13 protein-coding genes are annotated in these 12,846 nt (G+C 67.4%); all 13 read left to right on the top strand.

What is annotated here, in order from left to right; translation table 11 throughout:
* Positions 1 to 74 precede the first annotated feature (74 nt).
* The 13 genes from ACWGRX_RS11225 (at position 75) to pstB (ending at position 12,843) form a co-directional block, all read left to right on the top strand.
* Positions 75 to 428, top strand: a complete 354-nt coding sequence (locus ACWGRX_RS11225; protein WP_452117598.1) for an ArsR/SmtB family transcription factor — start codon at positions 75 to 77, stop codon at positions 426 to 428.
* Positions 425 to 898, top strand: coding sequence for an SRPBCC family protein (locus tag ACWGRX_RS11220; RefSeq protein ID WP_452117597.1), 474 nt, complete (start codon positions 425 to 427; stop codon positions 896 to 898). Before ACWGRX_RS11225 ends, ACWGRX_RS11220 begins: the two co-directional genes overlap by 4 nt.
* A gap of 63 nt (positions 899 to 961) precedes the next feature.
* Complete coding sequence (locus ACWGRX_RS11215; protein WP_452117596.1) at positions 962 to 1,636, top strand: glutathione S-transferase family protein; 675 nt, start codon at positions 962 to 964, stop codon at positions 1,634 to 1,636.
* A 38-nt stretch (positions 1,637 to 1,674) separates the two neighbouring features.
* Positions 1,675 to 2,148: an SRPBCC family protein gene (locus tag ACWGRX_RS11210; RefSeq protein WP_452117595.1), complete on the top strand. Its 474-nt coding sequence runs from the start codon at positions 1,675 to 1,677 to the stop codon at positions 2,146 to 2,148.
* A gap of 144 nt (positions 2,149 to 2,292) precedes the next feature.
* Positions 2,293 to 4,083, top strand: coding sequence for an ABC transporter ATP-binding protein/permease (locus ACWGRX_RS11205; RefSeq protein ID WP_452117594.1), 1,791 nt, complete (start codon positions 2,293 to 2,295; stop codon positions 4,081 to 4,083).
* A gap of 81 nt (positions 4,084 to 4,164) precedes the next feature.
* Entirely contained in the window at positions 4,165 to 4,731 is a 567-nt protein-coding gene (locus ACWGRX_RS11200) for a hypothetical protein (protein WP_452117593.1), read from the top strand.
* A 335-nt stretch (positions 4,732 to 5,066) separates the two neighbouring features.
* Positions 5,067 to 6,590 carry an ABC-F family ATP-binding cassette domain-containing protein gene (locus ACWGRX_RS11195; protein WP_452117592.1) on the top strand — a complete coding sequence of 508 codons (1,524 nt, stop codon included), beginning with the start codon at positions 5,067 to 5,069 and terminating at the stop codon, positions 6,588 to 6,590.
* Positions 6,591 to 6,815: 225 nt separating this feature from the next.
* A complete protein-coding gene (locus tag ACWGRX_RS11190; protein WP_452117591.1) occupies positions 6,816 to 7,763 on the top strand; it encodes a lysylphosphatidylglycerol synthase domain-containing protein in 948 nt (315 codons plus the stop codon).
* Between the two features lie 114 nt (positions 7,764 to 7,877).
* On the top strand, positions 7,878 to 8,927 hold the full coding sequence (locus tag ACWGRX_RS11185; protein WP_452117590.1) for an ATP-binding protein: 1,050 nt from the start codon (positions 7,878 to 7,880) through the stop codon (positions 8,925 to 8,927).
* Between the two features lie 108 nt (positions 8,928 to 9,035).
* On the top strand, positions 9,036 to 10,061 hold the full coding sequence (gene pstS, locus ACWGRX_RS11180; protein ID WP_291639436.1) for a phosphate ABC transporter substrate-binding protein PstS: 1,026 nt from the start codon (positions 9,036 to 9,038) through the stop codon (positions 10,059 to 10,061).
* A gap of 77 nt (positions 10,062 to 10,138) precedes the next feature.
* The gene (pstC, locus tag ACWGRX_RS11175) at positions 10,139 to 11,107 is read left to right on the top strand and encodes a phosphate ABC transporter permease subunit PstC (protein WP_291648102.1); all 969 of its coding nucleotides are present in this window, start codon (positions 10,139 to 10,141) and stop codon (positions 11,105 to 11,107) included.
* Positions 11,108 to 11,121: 14 nt separating this feature from the next.
* Entirely contained in the window at positions 11,122 to 12,012 is an 891-nt protein-coding gene (pstA, locus tag ACWGRX_RS11170) for a phosphate ABC transporter permease PstA (protein WP_291639440.1), read from the top strand.
* Positions 12,013 to 12,036: 24 nt separating this feature from the next.
* Entirely contained in the window at positions 12,037 to 12,843 is an 807-nt protein-coding gene (pstB, locus tag ACWGRX_RS11165) for a phosphate ABC transporter ATP-binding protein PstB (RefSeq protein ID WP_291639442.1), read from the top strand.
* Positions 12,844 to 12,846: the final 3 nt, after the last annotated feature.

Below are 12,846 nucleotides of genomic sequence, written 5' to 3'. Positions count from 1 at the left end.
GGGGTTCGGTCATAAACTTTAGTGAGTGCTAAAGTTTCTCTCGACAGGCTGCTTGGGCTGCGATACTTAAGCGCATGCTTCACCAACCAGACCAGCTCGATCTGATGTTCCAGGCCTTGGCGGACCCGAACCGCCGGCAGATGGTGCAGCGGCTCAGCGAGGGGCCGGCCAGCGTCAGCGAGCTCGCAGCTCCCTTGCAGATGACGCTGTCGGCCGTGGTCCAGCATCTCGCCGTGCTCGAAGGCGCCGGGCTGGTGCGCTCGCAGAAGATCGGGCGCGTCCGCAACTGCCAGCTCGAGACGCAGGCGCTACGCGCGGTCGAGCGCTGGATCAGCGAGCGCCGGACCTTGTGGGAGCGGCGCTTCAACCGGCTCGGCGCCTTCCTTGCCGAACAGGCTGCGGAAACCGAAGAGGAGAACGGCGCATGACGGAACGATCGGTCGTCCATGCCAGCTTCGCGATCGAGCGTCGCTATGATGCGAGCCCTGCCCGCGTCTTCGCCGCCTTCGCCGATCCCGTTGCGAAAAGGCGCTGGTCGGCCTGCCATGACGAAGGCGGCCTCGGCCAGCACAGCCTCGATTTCCGCGAGGGCGGCAGCGAGACCATGTGCGGCGCGCCGGGGCCGGGTGGCGTCTACGCGATGAACGCGACCTTCCAGGAGATCCTGACGGACGAGCGCATCGTCTACAGCTACGAACTGCTGCGCGACGATCTGCGCCTGTCGGTCTCGCTGGCGACGATCGAGTTCCGGCGCGAGAGGGCCGGTACCCGCCTCATCTTCACCGAGCAGACGGCCTTTCTCGACGGACACGACAAGCCCGACTGGCGCGAGCAGGGCTCGCGCATCGGCTTCGACCGGCTGGCCGACTATCTCGCACTGGAGCAGGCGCCCGCCTGAACAGCCGTCTTGTCGACCGAAGTCCTTCAACCCGCTCCTTCCAAGAAGCAGGAACGCGAAGCCATGTCCCTGACGCTCTATTTCCACCCGCTCTCCGGCTTCTGCCAGAAGGTGCTGGTCGCACTCTACGAAAACGAGACGCCGTTCACGCCGCATCTCGTCAATCTCGGCGATCGCACAGAGCGTGCCGCCTTTCTGAAGCTCTGGCCGCTCGGAAAATTCCCGCTGCTGCGCGACGACCGGCTCGGCAAGCTCGTGCCGGAGACCAGCCTGATCATCGAGCATCTCGTCCTGCATTATCCCGGCAAGCTGGCGTTGCTGCCGCAGGACCCGGTCGCGGCACTGGAAGCAAGGCGGCTCGACCGGCTCTTCGATCTCTATGTCGCCATTCCCATGCAGAAGGTGGTGCTCGATCGGCTGCGGCCGGAGGAGAGCCGCGACGCGCTCGGCGTCGCCGAGGCGAAGGCGACGCTCGCCTCTGCCTATGACCTGCTGGAAGCCGAGATCGGCGGGCGGCAATGGGCGCTGGGCGAGGAGTTCAGCATGGCCGACTGCGCGGCAGCCCCGGCGCTGTTCTATGGCGAGCGCGCTCTGTCCTTCCGCGACAGCCATCCGCTTCTCTGGGCCTATTTCGAGCGCCTGCGAACGCGCCCCTCCTATGCCCGCGCCCTCGCGGAGGCCGAGCCCTTCTTCCAGTTCTTCCCGCGTCGGGATGGCGATGCCGGGCTCAGCCGCTGACCCCTGACGACCAACCGCTCAGTGAAAGGAAAACGCTCATGAGCCGGACTCCCGTCACCCATGCGAGCTTCACCATCGAGCGCAGCTATGCCGCGCCGCCCGCCAAGGTCTTCGCCGCCTTTGCCGACCCCGCGATCAAGCGCCGCTGGTTCGCCGAGGGCGAGGGCTGGACGGTCGAGCAGTTCGACGTCGATTTCCGCGTCGGCGGCTTCGAGCGTAGCCGTTTCCGCTATCAGGGCGGCCCGCCGATCACCAATGAATCGGTCTATCAGGTGATCCAGCCGAACGAGCGCATCATCCTCGCCTATGCGATGGCGATCGACGGCGTGCCGCTCTCGGGCTCGTTGCTGACCATGGAATACCTTCCGGAGGGCAGCGGCACGAAGCTCGTCTTCACCGAGCAGGGCGCCTATCTCGGCGGCAATGACGACCCGGTCCATCGCGAGGAGGGCTCGCGCGAATTGCTCGAGAGCCTGGCCCGGATTTTGGGCGAGGAGGCGAAGGCGGCCTGAGCGCTCCCTCCCGGCGTCGCTGACGCTTTCATTCAGCCGCAGTTCATCCCGGGCTGACTAAGCGGCATCATGGGCGCGGTCTGAACCGGGAAAACCTGGCTGGCCGCCGCCCGCGACGTCGCGATCCGGGGGGATCAAAGGGTTGTGCTGAAGGCGCTCGACCAGCATGCCAGGGATGCCGGCCAGCCATCGGACTGGCAGGTCGCGAAGAGCTTTGCCCGGCTGACCGGCGGCTTCTGGCGCGGCGCCAGTGCCGGCAAGGCCTGGCTCTGGTCGGTCACCCTGGCGAGCGCGATCATCCTCGCCGTCTTCGCCAATGTCACCGTCAACCGCTGGAATGGCTGGTTCTTCGACGCGCTCGAAAAGAAGGACGGCGAAAGCGCCCTGATCGCGATGGCGGTCTTTCCGGTGCTGGTGCTGATCGCCGCCGGACTCGGCGTCGTCATCCTGGTTTCACGGGAAACATTCCAGGTCCATTGGCGCGCCTGGGTCACGGCGCGGCTCGCCGATGGCTGGATCGGCGAGCGCCGCTTCTACCGGCTCGGCCTTTCCGGCTACGAGCCGGCCAATCCCGAATACCGCATCGCCGACGATGTCCGCTGGGCGACCGAACCGGTGGTCGATTTCGCCATCGGCCTGCTCTCGGCGGTGATCACCGCCATCACCTTCATCGGCATCCTCTGGAGCATCGGCGGCGCGCTGACCGTCGCAGCCGGCGGCACGAGCTTTCGGATTCCCGCCTATATGGTGCTCGCGGCGATCGTCTACGCGGTGCTGGTCTCCGGCCTGATCACCTGGGTCGGCCGGCCGCTGCCGCGCCTGATCGCCGCCCGCAACGAGGGTGAGGCGCGCCTGCGCTTCTCGCTGATGCGCATCCGCGACCATGGCGAGACCATCGCGCTGTCGCGCTCCGAGACCGGCGAGCGCCGCGCCGTCGCCGCGACCTATGACAATCTCGTCGGGCGCTGGCTCGCCATGATCCGCCAGCGCGGCCGGCTGACCTGGATTACCAATGGCAGCGGTGCACTGGTCCCGGTGGTGCCGCTCCTGCTTGCCGCGCCAAAATATCTCTCCGGCGAGATGTCGCTCGGCGATGTCGTCCAGGTCGCCGCCGCCTTCGTCGCCGTCCAGAATGCCTTCAACTGGGTGCTCGACAATTTCATGCGCATTGCCGAATGGCTGGCCTCGGCACGGAGGGTCAACGAGCTCGCGGTCGCGCTCGGTACGCTCGATCATGGCCATTCCGGCGGCGAGATCGCGGTCGAGACCAGCGCCGATGGCTGCCTGCGGCTGGGGGACCTCACCCTGACCGATCGCGACGGGCGGACCCTGCTGGCCGATTTCGCCGTCGAACTGCCGCCGGGCGCGACGCTGCATGTCGCGGGCGAGCTCGGCCATGGCAAGGCGGCGCTGATCCAGGCGGTCGCCGGGCTCTGGCCCTGGGGCCGGGGCAGCGTCGCGCTGCCGGCCGAGGCGCGGCTGGCGGTGCTGCCGCAAAAACTGCATCTCTCGGAAGGCAGCCTGCGCGCCGCGCTCGATCCGGCCGGCGACCACAGCGTCGAGGCGGCGAAGGAAGCGCTGCGCAGCTATGGGCTCGCCGGGCTCGTGCCGCAGATCGACCAGCCGCGCGACTGGGACAAGGCGCTGACCACCGGCGACCGGCAGCGACTGGCCCTGGCGCGAGCCGAACTCGCCAATCCCGACATCCTCGTGCTCGACGAGGCGACTAGCGGGCTGGAGACCGAGGCGGCGCTGGAGCTGCTGGCGCATATCAGGGCGACGCGTCCGCAGGCGATCATGCTGCTGATCGGCCAGAGCCCGGGCTTCGCCGAGGTTGCCTGCCGCCATCTCACCATGCGCCGCGCCGGCGGTGTCGCCCGCATCGTCGCCGAGTCGGCGCGTCCCGTCGTTCTGGCCGAGGCCGGCGGCGGCTGAGGATCACCAACCAACCTTGCATTCAGCCGGCGTTCAGCCGCGCCCGGCGCTTCTTTCCCCTCGCTTCCACGGAGTTTTGCCATGCAGATGCACATCTGGGACGTTTATTGGGGCCTGCGGGTCGAGCAATGCCCCTGCGACGTGCATTTCGTCGAATGGCTTGAGGAAGCGGGCATCACCGGCAAGCGCATCTATCATTTCGGCACCGGCGGCCACCATTATATCGGCATCCGCTGCGCCGAGCCGGAGCTCGACTGCACCGTGCTCGGGATCACCGCCTCGCCGAAGGAATATGACGCCTTCGTCAAGCTGGCGATCGACAATCCGACCATCACCAAGAGCTATTCCGCCTATTTCGGTGACATCTACACCAGCAATGCCAAGCTGCTGCCGCGCTTCGACATCGTCACCCTGTTCCATTCCTGCGAGTTCCGCAGCGAGAAGAACGACGCCTATGGCGCGCTGACCGATCTCGAGGTGATGCAGCTCTTCACCGACCAGACCGATGCCGGCGGCCACATCCTGTTCTACACCGGCTCTTTCGCCTATGAGACGGCCAAGCCGATCATCGCGGAATGGGCGAAAACGCGCCCGGTCGAGGAAATCGGCGAGTTCAAGACGCTCCGGATCTTCCGTAAGACCGCCTGAGCCTTGTCGCTCGCGTCGAATGGCGCTAATTCCGTCACATCGACCCACACGAGACAGGAGGGCTGCGTGATCACGTTCTTTCGTCACCATCGTCAGCGCGGCCCCGTTCAGGCCCTGCAAGGCTAGCTTGCAGGGCTGACCTCAGAGGCGATCCCTTTCGGTTCTCTTTTCGGTCTGCCCTTCGTGGTGGCGCAGCATCTGGCCTCATCGCCCGGATGTCCTGCGCCCTGTTCCACTCAATCGAGCCGACGCCGACCCGGCGTTTCGCATTCGAGGCATGGGCGCCGGGGCGCGCTCTGCCAAATGACGGCTCGGGCAGTCCAGAGACCTGAACCATGACCATGATCAATCTGCGGAAGCTCGGCGTCACGCTGGGCGCGCCGCTGTTCTCCGATCTCACGCTTGCGATCACACCCGGCGACCGGCTCGGCCTCGTCGCCGCTAATGGCCGGGGCAAGTCGACCCTGCTGCGCTGCCTTGCCGGCACGGCCGAGCCCGGCAGCGGCGAGATCACCCGCTCGCGCGGCCTTCGCATCGGCCATGTCGAGCAGGATATCCCGCTACGGCTCGCGGAATTGCCGTTCCGGGAGCTGGTGCTCGGTGCGCTGCCGGCCGAGCAGGCGCAGAGCGAGCACTGGCGCGTCGAAGTCGCGCTCGATTCCCTCGACGTGCCCGAAGCGCTGCGCCAGCGGCGGCTCGGAGAGCTGAGCGGCGGCTGGCAGCGGCTCGCCATGCTCTCCCGCGTCTCCGTCACCGAGCCGGATCTCCTGCTGCTCGACGAGCCGACCAACCATCTCGATCTCGGACGCATCGGCCAGCTCGAAAACTGGCTCGCCGCGCTGCCGCGCGACATGGCCGTGGTCGTCGCCAGCCATGACCGCGCCTTCCTCGACGCCGTCACCGACCGGACGCTGTTCCTACGCCAGGAGCGGTCGCAAGTATTCCCGCTGCCCTATTCGCGGGCGCGGATCGCCCTCGACGAGATCGACGCCGCCGATGCGCGCCGCTACGAGCGCGACATCAAGACCGTCCAGCAATTGCGGCGCCAGGCGGCCAAGCTCAACAATATCGGCATCAATTCCGGCAGCGACCTCCTGCTCAGCAAGACGAGGCAGCTCCGGCAGCGGGCCGAGACGCTGGAGGAGGCGGCGCGGCCGGCGCATCGCGAGCGCTCGGCCGGCGCGATCAGGCTCGCCCATGCCGGCACGCATGCGCGCGCCCTGCTGACGCTCGAGGACCTTCCGGTCGCGACGCCGGACGGAACCCTGCTGTTCAGGACCGGCAAGCGCTGGATCAACCCGGGCGACCGCATCGTGCTGCTCGGCGGCAACGGCGCCGGCAAAACCTGCCTGATCGGCCTGATCCAGGCGGCGATCGCCGGGCGGGAGATTGCCGGTGTGAGGGCGACGCCCTCGCTGGTCCCCGGCTTCGCCAGCCAGCAACTGAGCGAGTATCCCGATGGCGAGACGCCGCACCGGCTGATCAGCCGCCGCTTCGATGTCGGCGACCAGCCGGCGCGGAGCCTGCTCGCCGGCGCCGGCATTGCGATCGAGCTGCAGGAAAATCCGATCCGGGCGCTGTCGGGCGGCCAGAAGGCGCGCCTTGCCATGCTGGCGCTGCGCCTCGCCCGGCCGAACTTCTATCTGCTCGACGAGCCGACCAATCATCTCGACATCGAGGGCCAGGAGGCGCTCGAGGCCGAGCTCACCGCGCAGGACGCCAGCTGTCTCCTGGTCTCGCATGATCGCAGCTTCGTCCGGGCGGTCGGTAACCGCTTCTGGCAGATCGAGAACCGGCGCCTGCACGAGGTCGACGGGCCGGAGGCTTTCTTCGCGCGCGCCGCGGCCGGGCAGGGCTAGCCCGGCAGGCTGCGTCATTGTCACTGGACCGTCGCAAAGGGCGGTCCGGTGACCCTGCGCCGGCCACATGGTGCGCATTCGCCGCGCGGCGCGCGCTTGTGGTTCGCCGCCGAGGCGCTATCTCTCGGGTCCGGGCGGTTCCGCCCCGCAATCCGCATCGCCCGCCGAGACCTGGGCATCAACACGACAAGAGCCTGCATGTCTTTCGGCCCGCACGAGCCAGGTATGCCGCTGCGCAAGCGCAGCCGCTGGTGGTGGCTCGGCCCGCTCGCCAGCACGATCATCTTCGCGGCCTCGCTGGTGGTGCTCTATTTCATCGCCCGCGAGATCGAGCCCGGCGAGCTGGCCAAGGCCTTCGCCAATGCCAGCCTGCGGCAGCTCTCTCTGGCGCTCGCCTTCACCGCGCTGAGCTATCTCCTGCTCACCGGCTATGACGCGCTCGCCTTGCGCCGGCTCGGCCTCTCGATCCCCTATCGCACGACGGCGCTCGGCTCCTTCACCAGCTATTCGGTCTCCTTCACCCTCGGCTTCCCGATCGTTACCGGCGGCACGGTGCGCTACTGGGTCTATGCCGCCAAGGGCGTGCGCGCCTCGGAGGTCGCGAGCCTCACGGTGATCGCCGGCCTGACCTTCTGGCTCGGCCTCGGCATGATCTTCTGCGTCAGCCTGTTCTATGCGACGGAATCGGTCGCACAGCTGGCGCGAACCTCGCCCCTGGTGATCCAGGCGGTCGGCGCCGCCACCGGCCTCGGCATCCTCGGCTATCTCTTCTGGGTCGCGACCGACGAACGGACCTTGCGGGTGCGCGGCTGGAACCTGCCGCTGCCCGGCCTCGGCGTGACGCTGGGCCAGATGCTGCTCGGCGCCTGCGAGGTCTCGGCCGCCGCGGCCGTGCTCTTCGTGCTGCTGCCGGGCGGCTACAACCTCTCCTATGAGAGTTTCCTCGCCGCCTATATCTTCGCCTGCCTGATCGGCATCGCCAGCCATGCGCCGGGCGGGCTCGGCGTCTTCGAGGCGACGATGCTGATCGCGCTCAGCCGCATGCCCTTCGAGCAGGTGCTCGGAGCGCTGCTGCTGTTCCGGATCATCTACTACATCCTGCCCTTCATCCTGGCGCTGGTGCTGCTGGCGCTGAACGAGATGGGACGGCGGATCAGGCGCCACGAAATCTAGGGAAGGGCGCAGCATGCCGCAGGATCAGACGGGATCGCGCCTTGCGCGAGCGACCTTCGCAGCCGGCGCCCCGGCCCGGCACCTTGTCGTCCCGGCTCGCTGCGCGCGCTAGTCATGCACGAGCTGGTCGACCCCCGAGCCCCCGTCACTGCGGCGCTGATCGAGGCGACCGGCGTCGCCGTGATCCTGCTCGACGAGCAGGGCGCCATCCAGGCCCTGAGCCCGGCCGCCCGCTCGCTGATCGCCGGGCTGGAAAAGGGCAAGCAGCTCGCGCTGGTGATGCGCGACCCCGACCTGATCGACGCGATCGACCAGGTCTCGCGCCAGGGCGGCCGGCGGGCCATCGAGCTGATCGAAAGGGTGCCGATCGAGCGCACCTTCCGCATCCATATCGTCGCGCTTGCCGGCCCCGGTGTCCGAAGCGCCGTGCTGCTGACCTTCGAGGATCTGAGCGAGCAGCGCCTGACCGAGCGCATGCGCGTCGACTTCGTCGCCAATGCCAGCCATGAATTGCGCACGCCGCTCGCCTCCGTGCTCGGCTTCATCGAGACCCTGCAGGGGCCCGCCCGCAATGACGAGGCGGCCCGCGAGCGCTTCCTGCAGATCATGCGCCAGCAGGCCCTGCGCATGGCGCGGCTGGTCGACGACCTGCTCTCGCTCTCGCGCATCGAGCTCAAGGCGCATCTGGCGCCGCAGACCCCGGTGGATCTCGGCGAGATCGCGCGCACCATCCTCGACGCGCTCGTCCTGATGGCGCGCGAGCGAGACGTCTCCCTGAGGCTCGATCTGCCGCCGCGGCCGGTCGTGGTGGCAGGAGACCGCGACGAATTGCTGCGGCTGATGGAGAACCTCGTCGAGAACGCGATCAAATATGGCAAGCCCGGCGGCGAGGTCGTGATCAGGATCGAAGGCGGTGCCGAGGCCAGCTTCAGCGTGCGCGACGACGGGCCGGGCATCGCTGCCGAACATCTGCCGCGCCTGACCGAGCGCTTCTACCGCGTCGACAATGCCGCCAGCCGCGAGGCGGGCGGCACCGGGCTCGGCCTCGCCATCGTCAAGCACATCGTGCTGCGCCATCGCGGCAGGCTGACGATCGAGAGCGTCGTCGGCGAGGGCGCGACCTTCAAGGCGATCCTGCCGCTGCTGGCCGAGGCAGGCCGTTAACGAAATGTGACGGCTGCCGCTGCGGCTTGATGACGATCTGTCATCTGGCTGTCATATCGCGGGTGTTTTTGCGCGCCGCTAGACCTTGCGACCCAGAGAGGACATCTCATGCGCAAACTTCTCATTCTCGCGGCTGCGGCTGTCGGGTTCTCGGGCGCCGTCCAGGCCGCCGACATCACCGGCGCCGGCGCGACCTTCCCCTTCCCGATCTACGCCAAATGGGCTGAGGCCTATAAGAAGGAGACCAATATCGGTCTCAACTACCAGTCGATCGGCTCGGGTGGCGGCATCCGCCAGATCAAGGCCAAGACGGTCGCCTTCGGCGCCACCGACGCCCCGCTCAAGGGCGAGGACCTGGCCAAGGACGGTCTCGTCCAGTTCCCGACCGTGATGGGCGGCGTCGTCCCGGCGATCAACGTTCCCGGCATCGAGGCCGGCAAGCTGAAGCTGACCGGTCCGCTGATCGCCGAGATCTATCTCGGCACGATCAAGAAGTGGAACGATCCGAAGATCGCCGCTCTGAACCCCGGCCTGACCCTTCCCGAGGCCAATATCAGCCCGGTCTACCGCTCGGACGGCTCGGGCACGACCTTCGTCTTCACCGACTATCTCTCGCGCGTCTCGCCGGAGTGGAAGTCGAAGATCGGCACCAACACCGCCGTGCAGTGGCCGGTCGGCATCGGCGGCAAGGGCAATGAGGGCGTCTCCGCCTCGGTCAAGCAGGTCGCCAACTCGATCGGCTATGTCGAATACGCCTATGCCAAGCAGAACAAGCTCGCCCATGCGCTCGTCCAGAACGCCGACGGCAACTTCCCGGCCCCGGACGACAAGTCCTTCCAGGCCGCAGCGGCCAATGCCAACTGGAACGAGGCTCCCGGCTTCGGCATCTCGCTGAACAACCAGAAGGGCGCCCAGGCCTGGCCGATCACCTCCGCCACCTTCCTGCTGGTCCATGCCAAGCCGGAGAAGCCGGAAGAGACCCAGGCTGCGCTGAAATTCGTCGACTGGGCCTATAAGAACGGTGACCAGCTGGCGCTCGGTCTCGACTATGTGCCGCTGCCGGCGGGCGTCAAGGACCAGGTCCGCAACGCCTGGAAGGGCGTCACCGACCCGGCCGGCAAGCCGATCTTCTGATCGCCCTGCGACCACGTTAAAGGAAGGGGCCGGCTCCGGCCCCTTCGACCCGCCTGAAACCGACCGGAGTTCTTCGGATGGCCGCCGTGACTGACCAGATGGCATCGGGAATGCCCGCCGTTCGCCGGACCCCGAAAGGTACCTTCGACCTCGTCTTCCGCAATGCCAGCTTCCTGGCGGCGCTTTTCGTCCTGGTGCTGCTTGCCGGCATCATCGCGGCAATGGTCGCCGGCGGCTGGCCGGCCTTCCGCGAATTCGGGTTCGGCTTCCTGACCTCGAGCGTCTGGGACACCCAGAACGAGCAATACGGAGCCTTTCCGGCGATCGTCGGCACCTTGTCGACCGCGCTGATCGCCCTCGTCGTCGGCGTGCCGCTCTCGCTCGGCATCGCCGTCTTCCTGACCCAGCTCGCCCCGCCCTGGTTCAAGCGGCCGGTCTCGACCGCGATCGAGCTGCTCGCCGCCGTGCCCTCGATCATCTACGGCATGTGGGGGCTCTTCGTCTTCGTGCCGCTCTTTGCGGCCTATGTGCAGATCCCGCTCTCGAACATCGTCGAGGGCATGCCGATCGTCGGCACCATCCTCTATTCGCGCTCGCCCTCGGGCCTCGGCATCCTGACCGCCGGCATCATCCTGGCGTTCATGATCATCCCGTTCATCGCCTCGATCACCCGCGACATGCTCGAGCAGATCCCCTCGGTGCTGCGCGAGAGCGCCTATGGCATCGGGGCGACGACCTGGGAGGTCGTGCGCTACGTGCTCGTGCCGCAGGCCGGCGTCTCGATCATCGGCGCGGTCATGCTCGGCCTTGGCCGCGCCCTCGGCGAGACCATGGCGGTGACCTTCGTGGTCGGCAATGCCAACCGCCTCTCGGCCTCGGTGATGGATCCGGGCTCGACCATCGCCTCGCGCATCGCCAACGAGTTCAACGAGGCGCTCGGCCTGCAGCTGCACGCGCTGATCGCGCTCGGCTGCATCCTGTTCTTCGTCACCTTCGTTGTCCTGGTCATCGCGCGTATCCTCGTCGCGCGCGTCAAGTCCTTCTGAGGGAAGCGCAACCGATGAACCAGACGCCTCCTGCCGCCCCCGCGATGACCCCGGAAGTGCCCTGGGGCCGCGTCCGCCCGGCGCGCCGCAATGCCGACCGGCTGATGAAGATCATCGCCACGGCGTTCACCCTCGTCGCCATCACCGTGCTGTTCTGGATCCTCGGCATGCTGGTGGTGAAGGGCATCGGCGGGCTTTCGGCCGGCACCTTCACGCAGGTGACGCCCGGCCCCGGTTCCGAGGGCGGCGGCCTTGCCAACGCCATCGTCGGCTCGGCCGTGCTGACCTTCCTCGGCATCGCGCTGGCGACGCCGATCGGCGTGCTCGCCGGGACCTATCTCGCCGAGTATGGCCGGGGCTCGAAGCTCGCCAACCTGATCCGCTTCATCAACGACATCCTGCTCTCGGCGCCTTCGATCCTGATCGGCCTGTTCGTCTACGTCATCCTGGTCGAGCCCTTCCGCGGCTATTCCGGCTGGGCCGGCGGCGTCGCGCTCGGCATCATCGCGATCCCGGTGATCGTGCGCACCACCGAGGACATGCTGCGCCTCGTCCCGGCGCCGCTGCGCGAGGCCGGCTCTGCGCTCGGCGCCCCGCCTTCGGTGGTCATCACCGCGATCACCTGGCGGGCCGCGAAGTCCGGCATGGTCACCGGCATCCTGCTGGCGCTGGCGCGCATCGCCGGCGAGACGGCGCCGCTGCTCTTCACCGCGCTGAACAATAATTTCTGGTTCTCGCCGACCCTCGTCGGCGGCGTCTCCAACCTGCCGGTGACGATCTATCAGTTCGCCTCGGCCCCTTACGAGAACTGGCAGCAGCTCGCCTGGGCCGGTTCGCTGATCATCACCGTCTCGATCCTTTTGCTCTCGCTTATCGCCCGGCGCATCGTGCGCGGCGGCAAGTGAGCACCACGTCCGATCGGAAGGAACATGTCGATGCTCTCGACCCTGGAACTCAGCCCGCAGGTCCTCGACGCCCAGGCGCCGATCCGGATCGCGGTGAAGAACCTCGATTTCTACTATGGCGAGCACAAGGCGCTGAAGAACGTCAATCTCAGCTTCCGTGACCGCCACGTCACCGCGCTGATCGGCCCCTCCGGCTGCGGCAAGTCGACCCTGCTGCGCATCTTCAACCGGATCTACTCGCTCTATCCGGAGCAGCGCGCCACCGGCGAGGTCCTGCTCGACGGCCGCAACGTCATCTCCAACGATGTCGACGTCAACGAGCTGCGCTCGCGCATCGGCATGGTCTTCCAGAAGCCGACGCCCTTCCCGATGTCGATCTACGACAACGTCGCCTTCGGCATCCGCCTCTACGAGAAGCCGCCGAAATCGGAGCTCGACGACCGCGTCGAGGGCGCGCTGCGCCGCTCCGCCCTGTGGGACGAGGTCAAGGACAAGCTGAAGAGCTCCGGCATGGGGCTCTCCGGCGGCCAGCAGCAGCGCCTGTGCATCGCCCGCACCATCGCCCAGAAGCCCGAGGTGATCCTGTTCGACGAGCCGACCTCGGCCCTCGACCCGATCTCGACCGGCAAGATCGAGGACCTGCTGGAGCAGCTGAAGAGCGACTTCACCATCGTCATCGTCACCCACAACATGCAGCAGGCGGCGCGCGTCTCGCAGTACACCGCCTTCATGTATCTCGGCGAGGTCGTCGAGTTCGACGCGACCAACACTATCTTCATGAACCCCAACAAGAAGCAGACGCAGGACTACGTCACCGGCCGCTTCGGCTGAGCC

The organism is Allobosea sp. NPDC055594, assembly GCF_053618995.1.
This window is presented reverse-complemented; position numbering and strand designations above follow the sequence as displayed.

Excerpts from the sequence above, each read along its gene's own strand:
- ACWGRX_RS11225 (WP_452117598.1), top strand. The coding sequence starts at position 75 with ATGCTTCACCAACCAGACCAGCTCGATCTGATGTTCCAGGCCTTGGCG.
- ACWGRX_RS11220 (WP_452117597.1), top strand. The coding sequence starts at position 425 with ATGACGGAACGATCGGTCGTCCATGCCAGCTTCGCGATCGAGCGTCGC.
- ACWGRX_RS11215 (WP_452117596.1), top strand. The coding sequence starts at position 962 with ATGTCCCTGACGCTCTATTTCCACCCGCTCTCCGGCTTCTGCCAGAAG.
- ACWGRX_RS11210 (WP_452117595.1), top strand. The coding sequence starts at position 1,675 with ATGAGCCGGACTCCCGTCACCCATGCGAGCTTCACCATCGAGCGCAGC.
- ACWGRX_RS11200 (WP_452117593.1), top strand. The coding sequence starts at position 4,165 with ATGCAGATGCACATCTGGGACGTTTATTGGGGCCTGCGGGTCGAGCAA.
- ACWGRX_RS11195 (WP_452117592.1), top strand. The coding sequence starts at position 5,067 with ATGACCATGATCAATCTGCGGAAGCTCGGCGTCACGCTGGGCGCGCCG.
- ACWGRX_RS11190 (WP_452117591.1), top strand. The coding sequence starts at position 6,816 with ATGCCGCTGCGCAAGCGCAGCCGCTGGTGGTGGCTCGGCCCGCTCGCC.
- ACWGRX_RS11185 (WP_452117590.1), top strand. The coding sequence starts at position 7,878 with ATGCACGAGCTGGTCGACCCCCGAGCCCCCGTCACTGCGGCGCTGATC.
- pstS (WP_291639436.1), top strand. The coding sequence starts at position 9,036 with ATGCGCAAACTTCTCATTCTCGCGGCTGCGGCTGTCGGGTTCTCGGGC.
- pstC (WP_291648102.1), top strand. The coding sequence starts at position 10,139 with ATGGCCGCCGTGACTGACCAGATGGCATCGGGAATGCCCGCCGTTCGC.
- pstA (WP_291639440.1), top strand. The coding sequence starts at position 11,122 with ATGAACCAGACGCCTCCTGCCGCCCCCGCGATGACCCCGGAAGTGCCC.
- pstB (WP_291639442.1), top strand. The coding sequence starts at position 12,037 with ATGTCGATGCTCTCGACCCTGGAACTCAGCCCGCAGGTCCTCGACGCC.